Source organism: Acinetobacter sp. ANC 4204 (assembly GCF_002135205.1).
Classification (GTDB): Bacteria; Pseudomonadota; Gammaproteobacteria; order Pseudomonadales; family Moraxellaceae; genus Acinetobacter.
In genome coordinates this window covers 18,992-44,394 of record NZ_NEFZ01000006.1, presented here as the reverse complement: position 1 = coordinate 44,394, position 25,403 = coordinate 18,992, and the positions used below count along the sequence as shown (strand labels likewise).

General features: G+C 41.7%; 27 protein-coding genes. 19 read left to right on the top strand and 8 right to left on the bottom strand.

What is annotated here, in order from left to right; translation table 11 throughout:
- The first annotated feature begins 1 nt into the window (after window position 1).
- The 4 genes from panC to yjgA are packed head-to-tail and all read left to right on the top strand — an operon-like array spanning window position 2 to window position 2,524.
- On the top strand, window positions 2–844 hold the full coding sequence (gene panC / locus B9T36_RS12775; RefSeq protein ID WP_086209850.1) for a pantoate--beta-alanine ligase: 843 nt from the start codon (window positions 2–4) through the stop codon (window positions 842–844).
- A 26-nt stretch (window positions 845–870) separates the two neighbouring features.
- Entirely contained in the window at window positions 871–1,722 is an 852-nt protein-coding gene (gene rapZ, locus B9T36_RS12770; RefSeq protein ID WP_086209849.1) for an RNase adapter RapZ, read from the top strand.
- Window positions 1,719–1,988, top strand: coding sequence for an HPr family phosphocarrier protein (locus tag B9T36_RS12765; RefSeq protein WP_086209848.1), 270 nt, complete (start codon window positions 1,719–1,721; stop codon window positions 1,986–1,988). The genes rapZ and B9T36_RS12765 overlap by 4 nt, the downstream gene beginning before the upstream one ends.
- Window positions 1,989–1,990: 2 nt before the next feature.
- Entirely contained in the window at window positions 1,991–2,524 is a 534-nt protein-coding gene (yjgA, locus tag B9T36_RS12760; RefSeq protein WP_086209847.1) for a ribosome biogenesis factor YjgA, read from the top strand.
- A 78-nt stretch (window positions 2,525–2,602) separates the two neighbouring features.
- Here the strand turns inward: yjgA and B9T36_RS12755 are convergent, their stop codons facing one another.
- A complete protein-coding gene (locus B9T36_RS12755; protein WP_086209846.1) occupies window positions 2,603–4,246 on the bottom strand; it encodes an acyl-CoA synthetase in 1,644 nt (547 codons plus the stop codon).
- Between the two features lie 509 nt (window positions 4,247–4,755).
- On the opposite strand from B9T36_RS12755, the gene thrS reads away from it, so the two are divergent.
- Together thrS and infC are read left to right on the top strand one after the other, a co-directional pair.
- Window positions 4,756–6,678, top strand: coding sequence for a threonine--tRNA ligase (gene thrS / locus B9T36_RS12750; RefSeq protein WP_086209845.1), 1,923 nt, complete (start codon window positions 4,756–4,758; stop codon window positions 6,676–6,678).
- Window positions 6,679–6,737: 59 nt separating this feature from the next.
- Complete coding sequence (gene infC, locus B9T36_RS12745; protein ID WP_395579355.1) at window positions 6,738–7,235, top strand: translation initiation factor IF-3; 498 nt, start codon at window positions 6,738–6,740, stop codon at window positions 7,233–7,235.
- A gap of 89 nt (window positions 7,236–7,324) precedes the next feature.
- Here the strand turns inward: infC and B9T36_RS12740 are convergent, their stop codons facing one another.
- Window positions 7,325–7,963 carry a class I SAM-dependent methyltransferase gene (locus B9T36_RS12740; protein ID WP_086209843.1) on the bottom strand — a complete coding sequence of 213 codons (639 nt, stop codon included), beginning with the start codon at window positions 7,961–7,963 and terminating at the stop codon, window positions 7,325–7,327.
- 119 nt (window positions 7,964–8,082) lie between these two features.
- Here B9T36_RS12740 and B9T36_RS12735 point away from each other — a divergent pair, with 119 nt between their 5' ends.
- From B9T36_RS12735 to B9T36_RS12725, 3 genes are all read left to right on the top strand, one after another.
- On the top strand, window positions 8,083–8,703 hold the full coding sequence (locus B9T36_RS12735) for a glutathione binding-like protein (RefSeq protein WP_086209842.1): 621 nt from the start codon (window positions 8,083–8,085) through the stop codon (window positions 8,701–8,703).
- A 114-nt stretch (window positions 8,704–8,817) separates the two neighbouring features.
- Window positions 8,818–9,111 carry a hypothetical protein gene (locus B9T36_RS12730; protein WP_086210013.1) on the top strand — a complete coding sequence of 98 codons (294 nt, stop codon included), beginning with the start codon at window positions 8,818–8,820 and terminating at the stop codon, window positions 9,109–9,111.
- A gap of 1 nt (window position 9,112) precedes the next feature.
- The gene (locus B9T36_RS12725; protein WP_086209841.1) at window positions 9,113–9,541 is read left to right on the top strand and encodes a YqaA family protein; all 429 of its coding nucleotides are present in this window, start codon (window positions 9,113–9,115) and stop codon (window positions 9,539–9,541) included.
- A 101-nt stretch (window positions 9,542–9,642) separates the two neighbouring features.
- On the opposite strand, the gene B9T36_RS12720 is transcribed toward B9T36_RS12725, so the two are convergent.
- Together B9T36_RS12720 and B9T36_RS12715 are read right to left on the bottom strand one after the other, a co-directional pair.
- The gene (locus tag B9T36_RS12720) at window positions 9,643–10,374 is read right to left on the bottom strand and encodes an energy transducer TonB (protein ID WP_086209840.1); all 732 of its coding nucleotides are present in this window, start codon (window positions 10,372–10,374) and stop codon (window positions 9,643–9,645) included.
- Between the two features lie 105 nt (window positions 10,375–10,479).
- Window positions 10,480–11,733 (bottom strand): MFS transporter, encoded by a 1,254-nt coding sequence (locus B9T36_RS12715; RefSeq protein WP_086209839.1) that lies wholly within the window; start codon window positions 11,731–11,733, stop codon window positions 10,480–10,482.
- A gap of 221 nt (window positions 11,734–11,954) precedes the next feature.
- On the opposite strand from B9T36_RS12715, the gene rpmI reads away from it, so the two are divergent.
- The 4 genes from rpmI to B9T36_RS12695 all read left to right on the top strand — a co-directional run bounded on the left by rpmI (window position 11,955) and on the right by B9T36_RS12695 (window position 13,686).
- Window positions 11,955–12,149: a 50S ribosomal protein L35 gene (gene rpmI / locus B9T36_RS12710; RefSeq protein WP_004278281.1), complete on the top strand. Its 195-nt coding sequence runs from the start codon at window positions 11,955–11,957 to the stop codon at window positions 12,147–12,149.
- Window positions 12,150–12,160: 11 nt separating this feature from the next.
- The gene (rplT, locus tag B9T36_RS12705) at window positions 12,161–12,520 is read left to right on the top strand and encodes a 50S ribosomal protein L20 (RefSeq protein ID WP_004692276.1); all 360 of its coding nucleotides are present in this window, start codon (window positions 12,161–12,163) and stop codon (window positions 12,518–12,520) included.
- A 269-nt stretch (window positions 12,521–12,789) separates the two neighbouring features.
- A complete protein-coding gene (locus B9T36_RS12700; protein ID WP_086209838.1) occupies window positions 12,790–13,329 on the top strand; it encodes an adenylate kinase in 540 nt (179 codons plus the stop codon).
- A gap of 144 nt (window positions 13,330–13,473) precedes the next feature.
- Window positions 13,474–13,686 (top strand): KOW motif-containing protein, encoded by a 213-nt coding sequence (locus B9T36_RS12695; protein ID WP_086209837.1) that lies wholly within the window; start codon window positions 13,474–13,476, stop codon window positions 13,684–13,686.
- A gap of 63 nt (window positions 13,687–13,749) precedes the next feature.
- Here the strand turns inward: B9T36_RS12695 and B9T36_RS12690 are convergent, their stop codons facing one another.
- Window positions 13,750–14,766, bottom strand: coding sequence for a hypothetical protein (locus B9T36_RS12690; protein ID WP_086209836.1), 1,017 nt, complete (start codon window positions 14,764–14,766; stop codon window positions 13,750–13,752).
- 157 nt (window positions 14,767–14,923) lie between these two features.
- On the opposite strand from B9T36_RS12690, the gene pheS reads away from it, so the two are divergent.
- The 3 genes from pheS to B9T36_RS12675 all read left to right on the top strand — a co-directional run bounded on the left by pheS (window position 14,924) and on the right by B9T36_RS12675 (window position 18,733).
- Complete coding sequence (pheS, locus tag B9T36_RS12685) at window positions 14,924–15,904, top strand: phenylalanine--tRNA ligase subunit alpha (protein WP_086209835.1); 981 nt, start codon at window positions 14,924–14,926, stop codon at window positions 15,902–15,904.
- A 154-nt stretch (window positions 15,905–16,058) separates the two neighbouring features.
- The gene (gene pheT / locus B9T36_RS12680) at window positions 16,059–18,440 is read left to right on the top strand and encodes a phenylalanine--tRNA ligase subunit beta (RefSeq protein ID WP_086209834.1); all 2,382 of its coding nucleotides are present in this window, start codon (window positions 16,059–16,061) and stop codon (window positions 18,438–18,440) included.
- The gene (locus B9T36_RS12675; RefSeq protein WP_004649746.1) at window positions 18,437–18,733 is read left to right on the top strand and encodes an integration host factor subunit alpha; all 297 of its coding nucleotides are present in this window, start codon (window positions 18,437–18,439) and stop codon (window positions 18,731–18,733) included. The genes pheT and B9T36_RS12675 overlap by 4 nt, the downstream gene beginning before the upstream one ends.
- Window positions 18,734–18,867: 134 nt before the next feature.
- On the opposite strand, the gene B9T36_RS12670 is transcribed toward B9T36_RS12675, so the two are convergent.
- The 3 genes from B9T36_RS12670 to trxA all read right to left on the bottom strand — a co-directional run bounded on the left by B9T36_RS12670 (window position 18,868) and on the right by trxA (window position 21,461).
- On the bottom strand, window positions 18,868–19,125 hold the full coding sequence (locus B9T36_RS12670; protein WP_086209833.1) for a hypothetical protein: 258 nt from the start codon (window positions 19,123–19,125) through the stop codon (window positions 18,868–18,870).
- A 409-nt stretch (window positions 19,126–19,534) separates the two neighbouring features.
- The gene (gene rho, locus B9T36_RS12665) at window positions 19,535–20,803 is read right to left on the bottom strand and encodes a transcription termination factor Rho (protein WP_004692266.1); all 1,269 of its coding nucleotides are present in this window, start codon (window positions 20,801–20,803) and stop codon (window positions 19,535–19,537) included.
- Between the two features lie 331 nt (window positions 20,804–21,134).
- On the bottom strand, window positions 21,135–21,461 hold the full coding sequence (gene trxA, locus B9T36_RS12660) for a thioredoxin (protein ID WP_086209832.1): 327 nt from the start codon (window positions 21,459–21,461) through the stop codon (window positions 21,135–21,137).
- 263 nt (window positions 21,462–21,724) lie between these two features.
- Between trxA and ppx the strand changes: the two genes are divergently transcribed.
- The 3 genes from ppx to tilS are packed head-to-tail and all read left to right on the top strand — an operon-like array spanning window position 21,725 to window position 25,386.
- Entirely contained in the window at window positions 21,725–23,248 is a 1,524-nt protein-coding gene (gene ppx, locus B9T36_RS12655) for an exopolyphosphatase (RefSeq protein ID WP_086209831.1), read from the top strand.
- Window positions 23,249–23,278: 30 nt separating this feature from the next.
- Window positions 23,279–24,103 (top strand): acetyl-CoA carboxylase carboxyltransferase subunit alpha, encoded by an 825-nt coding sequence (locus B9T36_RS12650; protein WP_086209830.1) that lies wholly within the window; start codon window positions 23,279–23,281, stop codon window positions 24,101–24,103.
- On the top strand, window positions 24,040–25,386 hold the full coding sequence (gene tilS / locus B9T36_RS12645; protein ID WP_086209829.1) for a tRNA lysidine(34) synthetase TilS: 1,347 nt from the start codon (window positions 24,040–24,042) through the stop codon (window positions 25,384–25,386). The genes B9T36_RS12650 and tilS overlap by 64 nt, the downstream gene beginning before the upstream one ends.
- The last annotated feature ends 17 nt before the right edge of the window (window positions 25,387–25,403 follow it).

Sequence of the window (25,403 nt, the reverse complement as noted above, 5' to 3'; positions counted from 1 at the left end):
CATGAAAACTGAAACCACGATCCAAGGCCTCTCAGCATCATTGAACCCTGCGCGAACGGCTCGAAAGAGTATTGGTTTCGTACCGACCATGGGGAACTTGCACCAAGGGCATTTAAACCTTGTACGTGAAGCCAAAAAGCTTTGTGATGTGGTTGTGGTCAGTATTTTTGTGAACCCGATTCAATTTGGTCCAAATGAAGATTTTGATAGCTATCCACGTACCTTAGAGCAAGATCAGCGTTTGTTGGCTGATGTAGGGTGTGACATCGTTTTTGCACCATCGGTTGAACAAATGTATGGTAAAAATCCACGTTTGACCAACATTACTGTATCTGATATCACCAATGATTTATGTGGTTTACAACGCCCAGGACATTTTGATGGGGTGGCGGTGGTGGTGACAAAACTGTTCAATATTGTGCAACCAAATTTTGCCTTCTTTGGTGAAAAAGACTACCAACAGCTGGCGGTGATTCGTCAGTTTGTCCGTGATCTAAATATGCCACTTGAAGTGATTGGCGTTCCGATTGCACGAGCAGAAGATGGCTTGGCTTTGAGTTCACGTAATGGATACTTAAGTGAAGAAAATCGCCAAAAAGCACCAAGCATTTATCAAAGCTTAAAAGCAGCGGAGCAATCACTACAAACGGGTATCGCTTTAGCTGATGTGTTAACAAATATAAAGGCGACATTGACACAAGCGGGTTTTGTTGTGGATTATGTGGAAGCACGTACCCCAGCTTTACAAAAAGTAGATGCGTTTGATCAAGATGTAGTGTTGTTTGTTGCGGCAAAGCTTGATGTAACACGTTTAATTGATAACTTGAAAGTGAAACACATTTAGTTCGGGTTTGATGACAAAGGATTAAGATGAAGCGCATTTTAATTGTTACAGGACAGTCTGGTTCAGGTAAATCCTCTGCATTACAAGTATTGGAAGATCTAGGTTATTACTGTATTGATAATTTGCCTTTGGCTTTACTTCCTGAAATCGTGGCGAAACTGGATCGAGAAAATAATCTTGAACAATTAGCCTTGGGTGTGGATGTCCGCAGTACCCGTGCAGATTTGCAAGAATTTGACTTGGTGTTTGAACAATTGCAAAGACATGGTACGGTCGATATTATTTATTTGACCACCCGTGACCAAGAGTTGATTGCACGTTTTAGTGCTTCACGTCGTCCACATCCATTAGCAACGCGCTTTCAAAGCCTGAATCAGTGTATTCAGGAAGAGAAAACACTTTTATTGCCGATTAACTTGCGCTCTACCGTGCATATTGATACCACCGATAAAAGTGTGCACGATTTAAAGCACACCTTACTCTCAAAGTTAGGACAGTCAGATAATCTGATCCTGATTTTACAGTCTTTTGGCTTTAAACATGGTATTCCACTGGATGCAGATTATGTTTTTGATGTACGCCATTTACCCAATCCACACTGGGATTTGGAACTGCGTAAGCACTCTGGGCTAGACGCATCCGTGCAACAGTTTTTGGAGCAAAGTGGGCAAACGCATGAAATGTTCCAAGATATTTATAAGTTTTTAGATAAATGGTTACCTGCTTTTGCTGAGGGGCATCGTCATTATATGACTGTGTCTATTGGTTGTACGGGCGGGCAGCATCGTTCTGTATATATTGTGGATAGACTAAAAAAAGCTCTTGAGGCAAAATGGTCTGTTCAGGTCCTCCATCGAGAAATGAAGCACTGGTCATGATTGACACAACTGTTGACGTAATTAATAAACTAGGGTTACATGCGCGTGCATCTGGCAAGCTCATTGAAGTGACCACAAAATTCCGTTCTTCTATCCAAATTGGGAAAGCAGACAAATTGGTGGATGCCAAAAATATTATGTCCCTTCTGATGCTAGGCGCAGGGAAGGGCACCACTTTACGCTTAATGCTTGATGGTGCAGATGAAGAACAAGCTTTATCTGAAATTCAGGCACTTTTTGCAGCAAAATTTTACGAGGCAGATTAATCGTGGCACGTCGACCGCATAGTTTTACTGAAGAAGACTTTGAATCTTTAGAAGGACGTGCAAGTAAAACCGAACAGAAAAAAGCCGTACAACGTATGGCGTCTTTGGGTGCGCAACTGGCAGAGTTGAACACTAAACAAATTCAAAACTTACCTGTTGAAGAGCGTTTGATTGAAGCACTTTTGGATGTGAAACTGATTACATCAAATGAAGCACGTCGTCGCCAATTTTTACGCATTGGCAAGTTGCTGCGTAATGAAGACGAAACAGTGATTTTGTCTTATTTGACACCGCAACAAGGCGCGAAAAAAACCGCTCAATTGCTACGTTGGGTTGATCGTATGATCAAAGATGGTGACCCTGTGATTAATGAGTTTTCCAAAACCTATAATGCAGCTGAGCGTCATACCATTCGCCAACATGTTTTGCGTATTCACCGTGATATGAAACAACAGGCGGATGAAGAACAACTTAAAGCTTCACGTTTAAAGTTGTTTAATTACATTCAGCAAGTGGCTTTAATTTCAGATAATTAAGTCATTTAGATGTAAAAAGGCGACCTTTGAGGTCGCTTTTTTATGTGAGGACTTTTGCTTGTGCAGACTGCTGAATGTTTAGCTAAACTCACCCATTGCACGCTCTTTCGCCCAATCGCGCAAGACAAATTTTTGTAACTTGCCTGTCGAGGTTTTTGGAATTTCAGTAATTACCACATCTTTCGGGACTTTAAAACGTGCCAGATGTTGCTTACAAAACTCAATGATTTCCTCAGGTGTGGTTTCCTTACCTGCTTTGAGTTCAATAAATGCACAGGGTACTTCTTGCCAACGTGGATCGGGTTTCGCGACCACTGCAGCCGTTAAAATAGCAGGGTGTTGATACAGAATTTCTTCCACTTCGAGTGATGAAATATTCTCGCCTCCAGAAATGATGACATCTTTAGAGCGATCAGTAATTTTGGCATAACCATCAGGTTGGCAAACGGCAAGATCGCCTGTATGGAACCAACCACCAGCAAAGGCTTCTGCCGTGGCTTCTGGGTTTTTGAGATAGCCTTTCATCACAATGTTACCCCGGAACATAATTTCACCCATAGTTTGACCGTCATGCGGTACAGGTTGCATCGTGTCTGGATCCAGCACTTTCATACCATCTTGCAGTGGGTAAGGTACACCTTGGCGTGAGTGCAGCTGCGCTTGTTCCTGAATAGATAAGTCTGACCAACCCGCTTGAGAGGCACACAACGCAGAAGGCCCATAGGTTTCAGTCAGTCCATAGACATGGGTGACATTGATACCAATATGGCGCATGCCTTCAATGATTGCAGCAGGAGGCGCAGCACCTGCCACCATTACTTCAACGCGGTGTTCAAAGTGAACCCGTTGCTCTTCAGGGGTATTGATCAGCATGGATAACACAATTGGCGCACCACAGAAATAATCGACTTTATGCTCAGCGATCAATTTGAAAATGAGTTCAGGATCAATTTTACGCAGGCAGATATTGGTGCCCCCATTGGCTGCCATGGTCCATGCAAAGCACCAGCCGTTACAGTGGAATAAAGGTAAGGTCCACAAGTAGGTCGCACGTGGTGTCATGCCGCAAGCAATGATGTTACTGGCCGCATTGATATAAGCGCCACGGTGGTGATAAACCACGCCTTTGGGGTTGCCTGTGGTGCCAGAGGTGTAGTTAAGGCTGATGGCATCCCATTCATCTTGAGGTAAATGCCATTCAAAGTTCTCATCGCCTTCGGTTAACCAGTCTTCATACTCGATTTGCCCAATCGGGGCTGCAAAACAGTTTTCGTACTCAGCATCATCTACATCAATCACGAAAATATCGCGTCCGACCAAAGCCAAGGCTTCTTGTGCAACCGATGCAAACTCTGGATCCACCAATAAGACTTTGGTTTCTGCATGATTCAGCATAAATGCGATGGTTTTGGCATCTAAGCGCGTGTTCAATGTGTTGAGCACAGCACCTGCCATTGGGACTGCAAAATGTGCTTCGATCATTGCTGGAACATTGGGCAGCAAAACAGAGACAGTATCGTTTTTTGTGATTCCCAGTTTTTGTAATTGTGAGGCAAATTGGCGGCAGCGAAGGTAAGTTTCACGCCATGAAATATGGCGGTGCCCATGAATGATGGCATCTTGATGAGGGTAAATATAAGCAGCTCGTTCTAAATAACGTAATGGTGACAAAGCCACAAAGTTTGCGGGGGTTCTTGGTAACTCATCATACGCACTCACCATGTTGATCACTCCTGAATTTGGTATTATTTTTTCCATTGCTTAAAAGATATGCATTTTCAAGCCATCTTGCATTTATGCTTTAGTCGAGTTGTTCTTTTTGGATGAATTTATTGAATTTTTTTGTTTAGTTTATCTAAACTGAATGTATTAATTTTACGGAATTGATCCATCTGTAGTTCGATTTTAGCTTGCTTTTTGATCGGTTTGTGTCTCCTTGTGTTACGGTATTTTTTAATAAAAATAGATGCAATCGTTATTCTGAGCTTTGTGGTGATATGCAGGTTTAACAGCAAATCCCTTATTTGAGGGATGTGATGGACTGGCAAATGAATTCAAAATGCGCCGAAAAGCGAATTTTCTAGGCGAAAAGGTTTAATCCTGTGGATAACACGTGTAAAATTCGACTGATTTTATTTATCCACCGTTTTTATCTTTTGAGGTTTTACCTCGATCATAATCTCGCGGTGACATGCTCCATGGTACGGGGCATCACTCCTTAAGGATTTTTTATGCCAATTATCACTTTGCCAAATGGCGATCAAAAACAATTTGATCAAGCCGTATCTGTGATGGACGTTGCACTGAGCATCGGTCCAGGTCTTGCTAAAAATACAGTTGCAGGAAAAGTCGATGGTCGTTTAGTCGATGCATCTGATCTGATTACCACGGATGCAAGCCTTCAAATTATTACGCCTAAAGACGAAGAAGGGGTCGAAATTATTCGTCACTCTTGCGCTCACTTGGTGGGGCATGCGGTTAAGCAATTGTTCCCTGAAGCGAAAATGGTGATTGGTCCTGTCATTGAAGAAGGTTTCTACTATGACATCTGGATGCCACGTCCATTTACTTTAGATGATATGGCGGCCATCGAAGAGCGTATGAAAAAGCTCATCGACCAAGATTATGATGTCATCAAAAAAATGACCCCGCGTGACGAAGTGATTGCAGAATTCACTGCACGTGGTGAAGAGTATAAATTACGCTTGATCGCGGACATGCCTGAAGAAACACAAATGGGCTTGTACTACCATCAAGATTATTTGGATATGTGCCGCGGTCCGCACGTACCAAATACTAAATTCTTAAAATCGTTCAAGCTGACTAAAATTTCAGGCGCTTACTGGCGTGGTGATGCGAAGAATGAACAACTTCAACGTATTTATGGTACAGCGTGGGCAGACAAGAAACAGCTTGCGGCTTATATCAAACGTATTGAAGAAGCTGAAAAGCGTGATCACCGTAAAATCGGTAAAGCTTTAGACCTATTCCATATGCAAGAAGAAGCACCAGGTATGGTGTTCTGGCATCCAAATGGTTGGACGATTTACCAAGTACTTGAACAATACATGCGTAAAGTGCAGCAAGACAATGGTTATCTTGAGATTAAAACACCACAAATCGTAGACTTTACGCTGTGGGAAAAATCAGGCCATGCTGCAAACTATGCAGACAACATGTTTACGACGCATTCTGAAAGTCGTAACTATGCAGTGAAGCCAATGAACTGCCCATGTCACGTGCAAGTGTTCAACCAAGGTTTGAAATCTTACCGTGATTTACCAATTCGCTTAGCTGAATTTGGTTCATGTCACCGTAACGAACCATCGGGTTCATTGCACGGGATTATGCGTGTTCGTGGTTTTACTCAAGACGATGCACACATTTTCTGTACCAAAGAACAAATTGGGCCTGAAGTGGCAGACTTTATTAAACTGACTTTAGATGTTTATAAAGATTTTGGTTTTGAAGAAGTGCAGATGAAGTTATCTACTCGTCCGGAAAAACGTGTCGGGGATGATGCACTTTGGGATATGGCTGAAAAATCTTTAGCAGATGCTTTAGATGCTGCTGGTTTGGAGTGGGAACTTCAACCGGGTGAAGGTGCATTCTATGGTCCGAAAATTGAATTCTCACTGAAAGACTGCTTAGGCCGTGTATGGCAATGTGGTACAATCCAATGTGACTTCAATCTGCCAGAACGTTTAGATGCGTCATATGTCACTGAAGACAATGATCGTGATCAACCTGTGATGTTGCACCGTGCAATACTTGGCAGTTTTGAACGTTTTATTGGTATACTAATCGAACACTATGCGGGCTTTATGCCACCTTGGTTGACACCAATCCAAGCATGTGTGATGAACATTACCGATTCACAAGCGGAAGCATGTGAGTCAGTCGTCGCTAAACTTAAAGAAAACGGTCTCCGTGCGATTTCAGACTTGAGAAATGAGAAAATCGGCTTTAAGATTCGTGAACGTACATTAGAGCGTATTCCTTACTTACTGGTACTTGGGGACCGTGAGGTAGAGGAAGGTACAGTAAATGTCCGTACCCGCTCTGGGAAAAATTTGGGTACTATGTCAATCGACGCTTTCGTTGACTTAGTAAAAGCAGCCGTTGCCGAACGCGGCCGGTACATTGTGGAGTAACAGCGATTAAACAGCCTGACCGTAATCAACAGGGCGGTAACAAATCAAACCGTCCTGCGTTGAATGATGAAATTCGTGCGAAAGAAGTCCGTCTTGTAGACGAAAATGGTGAGCAAAAAGGTATTGTTAGCTTGGCAGAAGCATTACGCGCTGCTGAAAGTGTTGAGCTTGATCTTGTTGAGATCGTAGCCAACGCTGAACCGCCTGTTTGTAAAATCATGGACTTCAACAAGCATTTGTTTGATCTAAAGCAAAAGCAGAAAGAAGCGAAGAAAAAACAGCATCAAGTACAGGTGAAAGAAATCAAACTCCGCCCGGGTACTGATGTTGGTGATTACAACGTAAAACTACGTGCAATCACTAAGTTCCTTGAAGAAGGCAACAAAGTAAAAATTACCCTTCGTTTCCGTGGTCGTGAAATGGCACACCAACAACTTGGTTTGGCTCAATTACAAAAAGTTGAAGCAGATGTGGTTGAAGTGGGTGTTGTAGAACAAGCACCGAAAATGGAAGGTCGTCAAATGGGTATGTTGCTTGGTCCTAAAAAGAAAAAGTAATAATCTATTGATTAAAAAAAGCACTGCCTATGCAGTGCTTTTTTATTACCTAACGATGAACCATTTTTAATAAACTGCATCTAATCTAGCTATAAAGTAACTTGAAAAGCACATAAGCCATCTATTTCAAGTGCAATTTCAACATTACCAAAGCCACTATTCTTTAGGCTCTCAATGTGTTCATGTTTATTCATATATAATTCTCGATTACCCATCTGTCCATCGGGTTCAGCAAGATGGTCAGTGATGAAATATGTACCATTAGGCTGAATTACATGTTGCGCAATGCTTTTATGAAAATCGTTGGTATATGCTTTATGGCGAAGTTCATGTAAAGCCTGATGAATGAGAACATAATCAAAGCGTTGATTAAGAAGGGCGGTATACCAGTCCTGCTGTTTAAAATCAGCGATGATGAAATCTACAGACGTATAAGCAATAGTAGCTAAACGTTGTTTGGCTAAGCTATGCATGGCTACTGAAAAATCGACGGCGGTATAATTGATATTGGGGCGTCTATCTAGAAGTTCATACGCCAAGAAACCTGGCCCTGAACCTAGTTCTAAAATACGAACATCAGGCTTTGGGTGGCTTAGAATTTGTGAAATATAGTGTTTGAAGAACTCTAACCGGTAAGGACGTTTAATATTCGCTTCTTTTGCCCATTGAGTCGCTTCAAGCGGGTCTTTTAAATTGATCGGGCTTGGAATATCAATGATTTTATTCATTTTGTTGGGTGGTTTTTATTCAAATATGTGCTAAATAATATATAAAATTACATAAAAATAATCACGTTTAATTATGATATCGTGTATCTAAAATAAGCGAATAAACTTAGGAAATAAGAATGATTGATTTGTACTATTGGGGAACACCCAACGGACATAAAATTAGCATCGCATTAGAAGAAATGGGTTTGGAGTATCAAGTCTTTCCCATTAATATTTTAGAAAATGACCAATTTCAACCTGATTTTCTTCGTATTTCATCTAACAATAAAATTCCTGCGATTGTGGATCAAGATGGCCCCAAAGGTGAAGCTATTTCGGTGTTTGAGTCAGGAGCAATTCTGCAGTATTTAGGGCGTAAAACAGGGCAGTTTTATCCACGGGATGAGCAGTTCCGTGTTGAAGTTGAGCAGTGGTTAATGTGGCAAATGGGTGGTTTTGGCCCTATGCTTGGACAGAACCATCATTTTAGTAAATTTGCTCCTGAACGTATTGCCTATGCAACTGAACGCTATGTTAATGAAACCAAACGTCTATATGCTGTATTAGACAAGCAACTTTTTGGGCAAGATTATGTGGCAGGAGAGTATTCAATTGCAGACATGGCTATTTTCCCATGGATTTTGCGTTATGAATGGCAACAAATTGATTTAAATGATTATCCTAATGTCAAAGCTTATATGGAGCGTATTCAAGCACGCCCTGCAGTACAACGAGCACTGGCGATTCGAGTTAATTAGGTACAAAAGTAATGACTTGAATTGTGTTAAGCTTAGTGCCTTCAAGGTATAAGCCATTCTTTAAAGCCACCGATGGGTGGCTTTTTTGTTGAAGGTTGTTTGGACATCAGCGTAATGAAAAAAGAGTTTTTCCTCAATTTAACCCGCATTATTGAAGCAAATCCTAAAATCTATCTCAGTATTATTGTGGGGATTGCGGGATGTTTGATGCTTTTTGTAGCTGAAGCGGTACACATTCAAAAAATCATTGAACTGCTCAATACCAAAGATCAGGCGGTACTCCGTGCTGCAATTGAACCGATTGCCGATAAGTATTCATGGTCACGTTGGTTTTTGTTGATTTTAACATTGGTCTGGTCAGGCTACACCTATAACTCAACCAAGAAAAAACTGGGTTTAAAATCATAAAATGATGTGGACCTTAGGACTGCTTTTCCTTTCTGCTTTTGGAGCTGCGACACTGCTACCGTTACAGTCAGAGGCAGTCTTGGTGGGATTGTTGGCTCAGACGCAGTATCCAGTTTGGTTACTAGTGGCTGTCGCCAGTTTAGGCAATGTTCTAGGTAGTTGTGTCAATTGGTGGCTGGGTCTTAAAGTTGAGCAATACAAAAACAAAAAATGGTTTCCAGTCTCAGAGCAAAAGATGTTGCAGGCACAGGGCATTTATCAAAAATATGGTTTTTGGTCTTTATTGCTTAGTTGGGTGCCCATCATTGGTGATCCGATTACTCTGATTGCAGGATTGCTCAAAGAAAACTTTGTTCGTTTCTTATTGATGGTGAGCATTGCAAAAATAGGGCGTTATCTTTTTGTGTATTGGATGTTTAGTCAATTCTAATCGGTCTTCAAATGCTGTCATTGACCAACAGATTTTTAATGGTTTTTAGCTTTGTAAGAAGTCAGGACACGAGCTATCGAAAACTCGTGTCCTTTTAGATTTTAGTGACAAGACTCAAGGTCAAATTCAATCACATCTTTAAATTTAGATTTTTTATAGAGCCACAATGTGCTTGCTGTGCGTTTAACACTGACTTTGCTATTTGCAACGGCTTGTAAAACTTGTTGATCAAGCTCGTAAATACCTGAACCTTTGGTAATTTTGGGCTTCTTAATGTTACCGTGTTTATCGGCTTTAAAGCTAAATTTAATTTGACGGTCATGACCATTCAACTGCGTTGAATCTAGCGCAAGCGTAGGTTGAGCCTGATATTGAAAAGGCACTTTTTGTTGCTGTTGTTGCGCAAGCCAGTTCTTAGAGTCAAAGGTGTAGTTACATGCTTCGGCGTCATCTGGCGTTAGTTTTAAATTAAAAACTTGATAACCAATGACGGCAGAAGCAGTATCATCTTCAACAAAAGGTTTTACTTTGGCTTGAAGCACAGCATTCACCAACTTTTCATCCAAAGCTTTGAGCCCAGTACTTTCCTGTACGGTGGCTTTGGTCACATCGCCTGTTTCATCTGCATAGATACGAATAATCGCTGCACGGTTTTGCTGATTTAAATCGCTATTTTTATATTGGGGTTTGGGAAAATCGACCCATTGAATACGCGTGGTCAAATGTGCTGATTGAGCTGAACTTTTTTGAATGGTGAGTTCTAATGGTGGCTGAGCTGCATGGCTTAAATGAACGGGCAATGTTGATAATGCAAGCAATAAGAGTGGTTTCATATGATCAATTTCTTTTATAACGCATCCAGTGCGTATGACTTAAATAATGGTTGCGAGTATTTCCTGAATTGAAAAGACTCGCAAGTTATATTGTTAAATTAAAAACTATTTCTGCTCGGCTTGAGTAATGTCGACGCCAAATAAGTCTTTGGTTTTAGCCCAACTCAGTGCGACCACCAATAAGGTCATGCTGCCGCCAAAAACTGTTGCAATCACAGGACCTAAATATTTAGCTGCAAGACCTGACTCAAATGCCCCTAATTCATTACTACTCGATACAAACATACCGTTTACTGCCGCAACACGACCTCGCATATTCTCAGGAGGATAAATTTGTAAAATGGTCTGACGGATTACCACTGAAATACTGTCGCAAGCCCCTGTCATAGCCAGAGCAAACAAAGACAGCCATAAGGAGTTTGAGTAAGCAAACAAAAGTGTAAATAGCCCAAAACCTGCAACAGCAAGCAGCATATTGCGCCAAGCATGTCGGGTGGGTGGAAAACGAGTTAGCGCAATCATGGTGATAAGCGCACCAATTGACGGTGCTGCACGTAAATAGCCTAATCCTTCTGGACCAATTTTTAAAATATCTTCAGCAAAGATCGGGAGTAAAGCAATCACACCACCGAACAGTACCGAGACTAAGTCGAGTGAGATGGCCCAGAGGACGATTTTAGTTTTAGCAATAAAGCGAAAGCCTTCACCTAGGCTTTGCAGCACATGTTCTGTTTCAATTTCAGGAAACGTGCGTTTACTTAAAAGATTGACGAGTAAAAAGCACAGACCAAGTAGCACTGCTACACTGATTAAACTGGTTTCACGACCTAAAAAAGCCAACATCAACCCACCCAGCATCGGGCCAATAATCACCCCACTTTGCCAACCAATGGTGGTCCATGTGGCGCCGTTGGCATAAATGTCTCGTGGAATTAAAAAGGGTTTGAGAGACGTTGCGGATGGATTATAGAAACCTCGAATCGTTCCTAGACCAAAGATCACTGCATATACACCCCATGACAGGGTGGAGAGCTCGATGTGCTTTAAGCCATAAGCATGAAATAATCCCCATAGCACCAAGGGCAGTGGAATGGCAAAGAATAAGCAGATTTTCATGATACTTTGTTTATTAAAACGATCGGCAAAATAACCACCCCATAAGGAAAGTGCAATAAAGGGGATTGCTTCTGCTAAACCAATTAAACCTAGAGTCAGAGGATCTTTAGTGAGGGTGTACAAGGAGTATGCCACAATAATTTCCTGAATTAAAATAGCGAGTGTCAGGCAAAATTGATTCAGTGTAACAATCGAGAAGTCTCGGTAGCGGAGCGCAGCAAACGCATCCTGTTTGACGTTCATAAGGATATAATATTAGATGGATGAGGCATTATACGGCTTGGATGTGCGTGTGTTTATAAATTCATCGCTTAAAGCTTATCGGGAAATAGACTAAGCTTACTTTTATTGTTGATTATTTGCTTTTGTTTTAGACAAAGTTCGATTAGAATATTCGCTCCCTTACCTGCAGGTCGTTTTGCAATGGTGCAAACGTTCCGAACAGGTGTTCAAAAGAGGTTGTTATGCCTAAGATGAAAACTCGCCGTGGTGCAGCTAAGCGTTTCAAAGCGACTGCAAACGGTTTCAAGCGTAAACAAGCGTTCAAACGCCACATTTTGACCAAAAAATCTGCTAAGCGTATTCGTCAATTACGCGGCTGTGTAATGGTTCACGTGAGTGACGTTGCTTCAGTTCGTCGTATGTGCCCATACATCTAAGGAGATTATAAATGGCTCGTGTAAAACGTGGTGTACAGGCTCATCGCCGTCATAAAAAAATTCTTGCTCGTGCTAAAGGTTACTACGGCGCTCGTTCACGCGTATATCGCGTAGCGTTCCAAGCAGTAATCAAAGCGGGTCAATACGCTTACCGTGACCGTCGTCAGAAAAAACGTCAATTCCGTGCTTTATGGATTGCGCGTATTAATGCTGGTGCTCGTCTAAATGGTTTATCGTACAGCCGTATGATCGCTGGCTTGAAAAAAGCTCAAGTGATTATCGACCGTCGCGTACTTGCTGACATCGCTATGCATGACGCAGTTGCATTTGCTGCTTTAGCTTCTAAAGCTAAAGATGCATTAGCTGCATAAGTCTTTAAGACTTAAAAAAGACCGCTTTTTAGCGGTCTTTTTTATTGCCTATTCTTTTAATCCCATTGAGAGTTTTGATGTTTCAAAATTAGAGCGTTATAGGTATTCATCAAAAACTAAAAATATTCCATCGGGCGGGTGAGCGTTGGATATTATGATTATGTGATTTGAGCGGGATGCATCAAAGCAAATCATAGACTAGACATTAGCGTGCGATACAACCATGATGATGTATAGCGAAAAAGCTTGGATTGGAATTGGATACAACAATGAAAAGAATAAACGTAGTTGGTACATCAGCCACGGGCAAATCGACCTTTTCCAGAGCTTTGGCTGAGAAGCTAGGCTTGTATTATATTGAATTAGATAACTTATTTTGGTTGGATGATTGGCAGGAATGTCCAGATGAAGTATTTTTTGCCAAAATTGAGTCTGAAACACAAAAAGCGACACAAGGTTATGTCATTGATGGTAACTATACCCGAGCCATTCCTGTGAAATGGGCGGAAATTGATACGGTTATTTGGTTGGACTTACCATTTCCAGTCAATCTGTATCGTTCTGTGAAACGTGCTGTTCAACGTGCATGGGCGCAACAAGATTTATGGGAAAACTCCAATAATCGTGAAAGCCTCTTGCGTATGTTTGGTCGTGATTCAATCATTTGGTGGATGGTGAAAACCCATGCTAAAAATAGAAAAAAATATTTAAACATGATGCAGATGCCCGAATATCAGCATATAAAGTGGATTCATTTAAAGACACCTAAACAGGTGAAAAACTTTTTAAATCAATTGGTGGTTGAGTAGAGCACAGCTTAAATTTATGAAACATGAAAAAATGAAGTCTTATATGTAAAACCATAGCTGAACTTTGGTTACATAAATCTGCTTTAATCTGAAATGTGATAGATGCCTAATAAATAAAAAGATTGATAAGACAAGGATCAGGATATGCTTGTAGAGATTACAGGGATGGGACAAGGCAGTATTGCTGTAGAGTTACAAATGGTTCCAAGGAAAGGTGAGTCGGTCAAAATTATGTATGGGCCTGATGCAGAGCTAGAAGGCGAGGTGGTTTCAGTCAATCATTATATTAATCAACATGCCGATGAACATAAAATACAAATTAAGATTCAGCCTTTTAATTATTTAATTACAGCATGATTTAGTGTGGGGAAATAAAAAAGCGCCCACGGATAAGTTTGGCGCTTTTTATATTAGCGAGGGTTATAACCCAAAGTAATAGCCCAATACGCAAATTAAAAGTGTAATCACAATTAAAGCAAACACCCCAGTTTTTCCAGATTTATGCTGTGTTTCATGAGACTTGGTTTCTATCGGACTTAATTTAGCTGCGGAATGATTGCGAGCATCAAGTGGTGTAGGTGTATTTTTGGGGCTTAGCTGTGCGGTTTGATAGTGATTGGCTACTTTTACGATGAACTTGGTCTTTAAATCATCAATCTTTTGCTCAAAATGACGTAGGTTCAATTGCTCATCTGGCGTGAGGACTTGGCCTTCTGCATTGTAAGGATGTTGAATCTTGGTCTGGATCAATGCTGATAGGGCATCTAAACGATACAGCGTTTGATGTGCATAATCAGCAGCGTAGTCTGTCGGTAAAAGAGAGAGATGGTGGGCTTCATCTATGGCATCTTGTTGTCCATAGTAAGGTAAGTCTACAGCATCAGGCTCGACCAAACCTTGCGCAAATGGCGCACTAAAGAGTTCTTGTTCGGTAAAGTTTTCGATTTCATCCCATTTCGGCGTTTGTAAATCCGCTTCAATGCGTTTGCTGAGTTTATGATTCAGTTCAAAACGCCATAAATTTTCGCTACGGATTGAGCTTTGTTGTGCTTTTGGAATTATAAAATCTTGTTCGGCGCTGTACCACTCAGCCAGTTCTTTACCGAAAATCCAAGCAGTTTTTTGCTGTGCTTGATGACTCACAATAATATGTGGTGTAGCAAGCAGTTCAATATTTGGATTGGGGTTCTTTTCATCTGCTAGCAATGTTGAACTATGTAGACTGAGTTGTTTGACCCCTTGTTTTTTTAAGGCTTCAAGCCATACTTGAAAATGCTGAGCCAGTAAATGTTGGCTATTCAGATCACGAAACTGAAAGCAATGTCGGTCAAAAATGGCGTGTTCTAACCAACGTTGGAAACTTAGGTTGTGACGCAAATATTCATTGCCATAAGTCACTAAAGTAAGTTGTTGTTGCCAAATAGGATCAAGCGACATCGTTTGTTGTTCTCTTCTGTGATGGCCCTATCTTAACCTGATTATAAAACCATGTACTAAACAAATTTTCCTGATCGTAGAGCTTCATCAACACGCTTAAAAACTGATAGAATATGGGGTTTTATTAATTTTATAAATTGTTGCTTTGAGAGTTACTATGTCACTGGAAGCCCTGACCACTGAAGCGCTCGCTGCGATTGCAGCAGCAGAGGACCTTGCTACACTCGATCAAGTACGAGTGCAGTTTACGGGTAAGAAAAGCCAGCTCGCTGAGCAATCGAAAGCTTTAGGTAAAATGGACCCTGAAGAGCGTAAAGTTTTTGGTGCGCAAATTCATGCAGTCCGCGAAGCGATTACCAGTGCTTTAACTGAACGCCAAACACAATTACAACAAGCTGCGTTGGCGCAGAAACTCGCAAGTGAAACGGTTGATATTACTCTACCAGGTCGTGGTCAAACGATTGGGAGTATTCACCCGGTCACTCAAGTGCAAGAGCGTATTTGTCAGTTCTTTACCAAAGCAGGTTTTGTGATTGAAACTGGTCCTGAAGTTGAAGATGACTATCACAACTTTGAAGCTTTAAATATTCCAGGGCATCACCCTGCACGTGCAATGCACGACACTTTCTATTTTGATGCGACCCATTTGCTACGTACCCATACTTCGGGTGTGCAGATTCGTACTATGGAAACCCAGCAACCTCCGATTCGTATTGTTTGTCCGGGTCGTGTATATCGCTGTGACTCTGACCAAACGCATTCGCCAATGTTTCATCAAATTGAAGGTTTGTATGTCGCTGAAAATACCAGCTTTGCAGAACTGAAAGGTTTGTTGGTCAATCTATTAAACGAATTCTTTGAAAAAGACTTAAAAGTACGTTTCCGTCCATCTTATTTCCCATTCACAGAGCCAAGTGCTGAAGTGGACATTATGGACGAGCGTGGTAAATGGTTAGAAGTACTCGGTTGTGGCATGGTGCATCCGAATGTATTGCAAGCTGCGGGTATTGATCCTGAAAAATACAAAGGCTTTGCTTTTGGTCTAGGTGTGGAACGTTTTGCGATGCTTCGTTATGGCATCAATGACTTACGTATGTTCTACCAAAACGATGTGCGTTTCTTACGCCAATTTGCTTAATGGTTTAAATACAAATTTAACAATTTAAAGGTTTATAGAAATCCCCCTAAATCCCCCTTTAAGAAAGGGGGACTTCCACAGTCAAAAATAGAGTACGTGGTTTTCCCCTCTTTTATACAGAAGGGGTTAGGGGGAGATTAAGGAAATTGAATTTATGAAAATTAGCGAAAATTGGTTGCGTACATGGGTGAACCCAGCCGTTGATAGCAATACGTTATCTGACCAACTAACCATGTTGGGCTTAGAAGTCGATGACTTATCGCCTGCGGCAAAACCGTTCACTGGCGTAGTTGTTGGCGAGGTATTGACCGTAGAACAACATCCTGATGCAGACCGTTTACGTGTGACAACCGTCAATATTGGTTCAGGTGAACCATTGCAAATTGTGTGTGGCGCGCCAAACGTACGTGTCGGTATGAAAGCCCCTGTGGCAACCATTGGTGCGGTGCTTCCGGGTGATTTCAAAATCAAAAAAGGCAAACTTCGTGGTATTGAATCACAAGGTATGCTGTGCGGTGCGTCTGAAATTGATTTAGAAGATAAAATTGATGGTCTTTTAGAATTGCCTACAGATGCACCTGTCGGTGTGGATGTTCGTGAGTATTTACAGCTTGATGATCATGTGATTGATATCAGTATCACGCCAAACCGTGGTGACTGTTTCAGTATTCGTGGTATTGCCCGTGAAATTGGGGTGATTAATCAACTGACCCTGACTGCACCTGAAATTAATGCTGTAGCTGCAACTATTGCCGATGAGAAAAAAGTTGTGGTGAGCACGGAAGGCTGCCCACGCTATTTAGGTCGTGTGATTAAAAATGTGAATACCAAAGCAGCAACCCCAGAGTGGATGGAACGTGCTTTGGTTCGCTCAGGGATTCGTCAGCACAGTATTTTGGTTGATATTACCAACTATGTACTGATGGAGTTGGGTCAACCGTTACATGCTTTTGATGCGGCGAAAATTCAAGGTTCGGTTCAAGTTCGTCAAGCGAATGCAACTGAAAAATTGGTTCTACTGAATGAACAAGAAGTTGAGCTCAATGAAAAAGTCATGGTGATTGCGGATGATGAAAAAGCATTGGCGATTGCAGGCATCATGGGTGGCTTGTCTTCATCTGTTAGTGATGAAACCCAAGACATTTTCTTAGAGTCTGCGTTCTTTGCTCCATTAGCTATTGCGGGCCGTGCGCGTAGTTTTGGTTTACATACGGATGCGTCGCAGCGTTATGAACGTGGTGTCGATTTTGAATTACCAATGCTCGCGATGCATCGTGCATCACAATTGATTGCAGAATTGGCGGGTGGTGAGTTCGGTCCGATTACAACTGTAGAACAAACGGCAGTTTTACCGAAGCGTGAAGCGATTGAGCTGGAACAAGTGCAAGTGGATCAATTGCTTGGTTATCGCGTAGATGCTGGATTTATTGCGGATGCATTGACCCGTTTAGGTTGTGCTGTGACGGTTAAAGCAGAAGGTCTGTGGTCAGTGGTTCCGCCTTCACACCGTTATGATATGGCGATCTACCAAGACCTGATTGAAGAAGTTGCGCGTATTCATGGTTATGACAATATTCAAATCAGTTTGCCAAAAATTGAAGCGCAATTGGCTCAATATCAAGACCAATTTGAAGTGGCTCAGCTTCGTCAAACCCTTGTGACTTTGGGTTATCAAGAAGCAATTAGCTTTAGCTTTGCAGACTTAAAGCTTGAGAAGCAACTCAATGCGGCTGTGAATCCTTTGGCTTTGGCTAACCCGATTTCAAGCGATTTAGCAGTGATGCGTTCAACACTGCTTTCTAGTTTGATTCCGTGTGTGCAATATAACGTAAACCGCCAACAAAGTCGTGTGCGTTTCTTTGAACTCGGCTTACGTTTCGACTATCAAGATGCTGAATCTATTCATGATTTGAAACAAATTCCTACCCTTGCAGTGATTGCAACAGGTGCAAAAACGTCAGAAACTTGGCATGCTAAACCTCAAGCTATGGATTTCTTTGATTTCAAAGGCGAAATTGAAGAAGTATTGGCAGCAGGTCGTGTGCAGGTTGAATATGTTCGCTCTGAACGTAGTTGGTTGCATCCGGGTCAGTCTGCTGAGGTTTTAGTCCATGGTCAATCTATTGGTTACTTTGGTCGATTACATCCATCTTTAGAAGATGCACTGGATTTGAGCACAACTTGGGTGGCTGAACTTGATCAATCGGCTGTTTTGCAAACTTATGTATCTAATTTTACAGAATTATCACGTTTTCCGTCGGTTAGACGTGATATTGCGCTTTTAATTAGTGATAAGATAAATGTAAGTGAAATTCAGCAACTTATCGAAAAAACAGGTGGTGAGCTTTTAGACTCGACTTGGTTGTTCGATGTGTACACTGGGCAAGGCGTTGAAGAAGGTAAGCGTTCATTGGCATTTGCACTTCTTTGGCAGCACCCATCACGTACGCTTGAAGATGCTGAAATTAAATCCGGTATGGATCATATTTTACACGTGTTGGAAAACACTTATCAGGCGACATTGAGGGCTTCATGACAGCATTAACAAAAGCGGAAATGGCTGACCATCTAAGTGAGCTCACGAGTTTAAACCGTCGTGAAGCTAAACAAATGGTCGAGTTGTTTTTTGATGAGATTAGCCAAGCGCTAATCTCTGGTGAGCAAGTTAAACTTTCTGGTTTCGGTAACTTTGAGTTGCGTGATAAACGTCAACGTCCAGGTCGTAACCCGAAAACGGGTGAAGAAATTCCGATTTCTGCACGCCGTGTAGTAACCTTCCGCGCAGGGCAGAAATTCCGCCAGCGTGTGGGAAATGAGCAGATCGATTGATCTGCTTTTTTTTGCTTCAGGTGTAGGTTTAAGCTGACTTGCTACTGATAATGGGTAGCAAAGTCTTAAACTAAATTTTCAGCATAAAAAAAGAGAGCCAAGGGCTCTCTTTTTTACTGACTAATCGAAAGTGATTAGTGAGCTTTAGCTTCAGATGCAGCAGTAGCAGCAACGTCAGAAGCAGCAGCAGTAGCGTCAGAAGCAGCAGCAGTAGCTTCAGAAGCAGCAGCAGCAGCGTCTACAGCAACTTCAGAAGCAGCTTGAACAGCTTCAGATGCAGCAGCAACTTCAGATGCAGCAGCAGCAGCAGGAGCTTCTTCTTTCTTAGCACAGCCAACGAAAGCTAAAGTAGTAGCAACTGCAGCAGCAATAGCGATTTTTTTGAATAACATGGCATCACTCTCTAAAATATGAGATTAAAAAAAACCGACGTTAGTCTGTTGTATGCTTTTATTGTTCCTAATTTTGTTAGGGACTAACAACGCAGGAGCAGTCTAACTGGTCTGCAAATATGCTATCACTGCGCATTTTGAATTGCTACTAGCTAAGGTGAAAAAAGTGATAAAAATGGTCTAAAAACAGTGATTTTTTAACAGAAAATAACAATTAATAGCAGGGTTTATATTGGATAAATGCCGAATAAACATCTAAAAAGATGGAGCTTTTTTATTTCAAATTTTTGTTTATCAAAAACTTGCAAATAAGTTTACATACCGTGCTTTGAAATGTTTCATTGTGTAAGTGGTGTCAACCAAATAAAAAGGCTGTCCTAGAGACAGCCTTTTTATAAGATTAGTCAGATTAGCTGGTTGCTTTACGTTTCATTTGGTCAAAGAAATCATCATTGGTTTTAGTTTCTTTCATACGATCAAGTAGGAACTCCATTGCTGCGAGTTCATCTTGGGTATGAAGTAACTTACGTAAAATCCAGACCTTACGAAGGTTATCTTCAGACATTAAGCGTTCTTCACGACGTGTACCTGATTTTTTGATGTTCATCGCAGGGAAGACACGTTTTTCAGCAATACGGCGGTCTAGCGTAATTTCTTGGTTACCAGTACCTTTGAATTCTTCGTAGATCACTTCATCCATTTTACTGCCTGTTTCAATCAAGGCTGTAGAAATGATGGTCAGTGAACCACCTTCTTCAATATTACGTGCTGCACCGAAGAAACGCTTAGGGCGCTCAAGTGCATGTGCATCGACACCACCAGTTAAAACTTTACCTGATGAAGGCACAACGGTGTTGTATGCACGTGCTAAACGGGTAATGGAGTCGAGAAGAATCACAACGTCTTTTTTGTGTTCAACCAAACGTTTGGCTTTTTCAATCACCATTTCAGCCACTTGAACGTGACGAGCAGGAGATTCATCAAACGTTGACGCAATCACTTCGCCACGAACTGTACGTTCCATTTCTGTTACTTCTTCAGGACGTTCATCAATCAGAAGAACGATGAGGAAGCACTCTGGGTTATTACGTACAATCGACTGGGCGATGTTTTGTAATAACATGGTTTTCCCCGCTTTTGGCGGCGCAACGATAATTGAACGTTGACCTTTACCAATGGGTGCAACTAAGTCGACTACACGTGCAGTTAAATCTTCAGTGGTGCCGTTACCAAGTTCCATCACCAACTGTTCAGTCGGGAATAATGGCGTTAGGTTTTCAAATAAAATCTTATTACGAGAGTTTTCAGGGGTGTCGTAGTTAATTTGATTCACTTTTAACAGTGCAAAATAACGTTCGCCTTCTTTTGGTGGGCGAATCGTTCCCGTAATGGTGTCACCAGTACGGAGATTAAAACGACGAATTTGAGATGGGCTAACATAAATGTCGTCTGGACCTGCAAGGTAAGAACCTGCTGCAGAGCGTAAGAAGCCGAAGCCATCTGACAGAATTTCCAAAACGCCATCACCAAAGATCTCTTCGCCATTCATCGCATGGCGCTTTAAGATGGCAAAAATAATGTCTTGCTTACGGTTACGAGCCATTCCTTCAAGGCCCATAAATTCAGCAATTTTGATGAGTTCGCCAATCGGTTTTTTCTTGAGTTCGGTTAAATTCATAGGAGGTCAGATAAGAATCAAAAATTCTAGGATACAGGATGAAAAGGAAGCAACATTTAGCCGCGGACATGCAATGAAGTAACGCAATTGTATTTGCACAATAACAATTCAGAGGACTGATTCATTGTTTGAAGAGAAGCGTGTCAAAACAATTTGTATTGCCGAGCGGCGATCTTATGTGTTGTGTCTTTTAAGAAAATGACAGGATTGGATAATCCTTTATCTCTTGAGCAAGCAATATAAGAGAGAAAGTCAAACTTGTCAATTTATAGCCGAAAAAAATACGCTGTTGTTTAAACAGCGTATTTCATGATGTGCTCTAAATCGAGGTTTAAATGTTTTCGTCGATGAAAGCAGTTAGTTTCGATTTTGGTGCAGCGCCCACTTGTTGAGCCACAACTTCACCATTTTTAAACATCAATAGTGCAGGAATGTTACGGATGTTGTAGTTCACAGCCGTTTGTTCACAAGCAGTTACGTCAACTTTAACGATTTTCACTTTACCTTCGTATTCGTTCGCCAATACTTCTAATACAGGTGCAATCGCTTTACATGGCGCACACCAGCCTGCCCAGAAGTCAACAAGCACAGGAACGTCTGATTGAAGTACATCAGCGTCGAAGTTAGTATCAGTTGTATTTACGATATTGCCAGACATGGATAGCTCCAGTTTCAATTTTTGGATAGTTTTATGGCTAATAGTATGTCATAGCCTGCTATCACTGAGTAGATGGATTACTAAATTTTCAACCTTTAGTTTGAATTTGTCTAATTGGAGCTCTCAATGTTACTGATCGTGTAACACAATTGTCATATATGCTGAAATTTTAAAAGCTCGTCAATTTCTAACCATAAATGGCTTTTAAATTGCATGGAGGTGAATTAATCTAAGGACAATTCTGTATAGGTTTATATTAAATCATGTCTGATTTTTTGATTGATGAAGAGTTACTTGCTGCCATCGATATGGGGTCGAACAGTTTCCACTTGGCAATTGCACGTGTGGATCATGGCGAAGTGAAAAAAGTTGCGTCAATGTCAGAAAAGGTACAGTTAGCTGCGGGTTTAGATGAAAATAAAAATTTAACAGAAGCTGCACAGCAGCGTGGTTTGGCCTGTTTATCCCGCTTTGTTGGTCGTTTAAGTTCAGTTCAACCAAACCGTTTAAGAATTGTGGCGACCAACGCGCTGCGTCAAGCTAAAAATGGTCATGAGTTTATTCAAAAAGCGGCAGAAATTTTACCTAAACATATTGAAATTATTGCTGGCCGTGAAGAAGCACGTTTGATTTATTTGGGCGTATCCCACACCATGGAGAACAGTGGACGTCGCCTTGTGATTGATATTGGCGGTGGTTCAACTGAGCTGATTATTGGTGAAGAATTTGAGCCGATTCATACCGAATCTTTACAAATGGGCTGTGTGGCGTTTACCAAAGCCTTCTTTGTCGATGGTGAAATAAACCAAAAAAGTTTTGATAAAGCGGTGGTTGCAGCACGTAAGGAGCTGTCAGGGATTGCCAATACCTATAAAGAAGCGGGTTGGGATACGGTGGTCGGTTCGAGTGGAACCATCAAAGCGTGTCGTCAAATTACCGTAAATATGGGCTGGAGTAATGAAAAAGAAGAACTGACCCGTGACGGTTTAGATAAGCTCAAAGAAAAATTGCTCAAATATAAACACGTCTCCGAGATGGAGTTTGATGGTTTAAAAGAAGACCGTCGAGCAGTTTTGCCAGCCGGGATTGCTATTCTTTACGCCATTTTTGATGTACTTGAACTGGATAAGTTGGTGTATTCAGATGGTGCCCTGCGCGAAGGGGTCATGTACGACTTACTGGGGCGTTTTCAACATGAAGATATCCGAGATCGTTCTGTACAAGCGTTGATGGGCCGTTATAACGCCGATCCAAAACAAGCGGAACGAGTTGTGAACATGGCTCAACATTTGTTTGATGGCGTGGCAGAGTCACTAAAATTAACCACAGAAGACAGTGATTTACTGCGTCGTGCGGCTTATCTGCATGAAATTGGTTTGGCGATTAGCCATGCCGGCTACCATCGTCATGGCGCATATTTATTGCAACATTCGGACATTGCGGGCTTCTCGCAAATTGATCAAAACCATTTGTCGCATTTGGTAGCGCATCATCGCCGTAAGCTGCGCAGTGACGCCCGTGTCGATGTGATGAAAGTCGGCGGCAACAAATTAGTCTATCTGTGTTTGCTACTTCGCCTTGCTGTTTTACTCAATCATAGTCGTAGCGATCAGATGCTTCCTGCCATTGAATTAACAGTAGGCAATGCGCAACAATGGCAGCTGAGTGTTTCTGGTAATGCCGCGCAATGGCCTTTGCTGGTTGCAGACTTGCATGATGAGCAAGCGCAATTTAAGCATTGGGATGTTGAGCTGGATATCCAATCAGAACAATTTGTCGATGAATAAATTGGTCAATTAGGGATTTATGGTTGAGCTATGAAGAATAAAGCTGCGCAATCCAAAGCATGGACGACGGTTCAAATTGCACGTCATCCTGAGCGTCCGCAATTTTTAGATTATGTGAGTGAAATTTTTACCGAATTTGATGCTTTGCATGGTGATCGCTTATTTGGTGATGATGGTGCAATGATCGGTGGATTAGCTCGCTTTGATGGTCAGCCAGTCATGATTGTGGGTCAACACCGTGGTCGTAGTACGCGTGAAAAGTTACAACATAACTTTGGTATGAGTAACCCAGAAGGTTACCGTAAATCACAACGTTTACTCGATATGGCTGAACGTTTTAATCTACCCGTCTTTACCTTTATTGACACCATGGGTGCATATCCAGGTGTGGGTGCAGAAGAACGTGGTCAGGCTGAGGCAATTGCCACGTCTTTGGCACAACTTTCAAGCTTGAAAGTGCCAGTGATTGCAACCGTACTTGGTGAAGGCGGTTCAGGTGGCGCACTGGGTATTGGTGTGGCTGACCGTGTGGTGATGTTGTCCCATAGTATTTATTCAGTCATTTCACCTGAAGGCTGTGCATCTATTTTATGGAAAACAGCTGAAAAAGCAGAGCAAGCTAGTGAAGCTTTGGCATTGACTGCTGAAAAATTACAGAAAATGGGTGTTGTTGAATACGTGGTCGATGAAGGTGAAGGTGCTCACCTCCACCCAGAACAGGTCATGCATGCTTTAAAAACTGTTTTAAAAGATGCTTTGGCTGAGTTGCAACCGATGGATGCGAATGAACGATGCGAAGCACGTTACCAACGTTTAATGAAGTTTGGCAGCGACAATTTAGGACTAGCGTCTTAACTGAGTTTCAGGATACACCTGAACAGCCTCATTTTTTAATCGGATGTAGTGGTGGCATGGATTCCATGTTACTACTCCATTTGATGTCTCATTTATTTCCCAAGCGCACTCGCGCCATTTATATTGATCATCAATTGCAGGATGTCAGTCCACAGTGGGGCAGCTTTGTTCAAGAACAGTGCTATGTCTTGGATGTTCCCTGTGTGATTCAAGCGGTCGATGTTGATACAGGCAATGTAGAAAGCCAAGCCCGCAGTGCACGTTATGCTGCCTTTCAGAAGCATCTTCTTGCCAATGAAATTTTAGTTCTCGCGCATCATCAACAAGATCAGGCCGAAACTATCTTACTCCGATTACTCTCTGGTGCAGGGATTCATGGACTTGCCGCCATGCAGAGCCTCGACATACGAGAGCAATTTACAATTTGGCGCCCGCTATTGGCTTTGTCCAGACAGCAAATTGAGCTGTGGGCTGCTGATATGCAACTGAGAAATATTCAAGACCAAACCAATTTTGATACCAGTTATGATCGGGCATGGTGTCGAGCCGAATTATGGCCAATCTTAGAACAACGCTTTCCGAAAATGCAGCAAGCTTTGGCACGTACCAGTTATTTGATGCAAGATGCTGAATCCATTTTGACCGATGTGTTGGCGCAAGACTGGGCCAGTTGTGGGGATGCTTCGGTTTTAAATTTAACTTCATTTCGTCAGTTATCAGCACCGAGACAGCGACAGCTGTTGTCTGCTTGGATGAAAGGTGAGGACTTATATCGTCCTGCTTTTGATATGGTGCAACGCCTATTTGATGAGGTGATTGAATCCAAAGTCGATGCTCAGGCCGCTTTGCATTGGAATCAATACTATTATGTGCGTTATCAACAGCAACTCTTTCGAGTCCATAAGACCGAGTATTTGGCGGAGCAATCTCAGACACTTGAACCAATTGAACAGCATTTTAGCCTACATCAAAGCTATAATCTGGCATCTGGGCAATATCAGATTGAAACACAAAAATATGGGCTGTCTGCTAAATTATTAGAGCAGCCTTTACAAATAAAACCACGCTTAGGCGGGGAAAAATTACATTTACATGGGCGTGTTGGGGCTTGGCCATTGAAAAAAGCCATTCAAAGTGCACAAATTTTTCCATGGCAACGTCACACAATACAAATATTAAGCATAGATAATGTTATGCTTGGTGTTTTTACGCCTAAAGGATTTTGGTTGATCGAGTCAGCTTATTGTGAAGCGGGTGGATGGCAACCAAATTTAATTGCTTAGTTAAAAAATTCGAGATA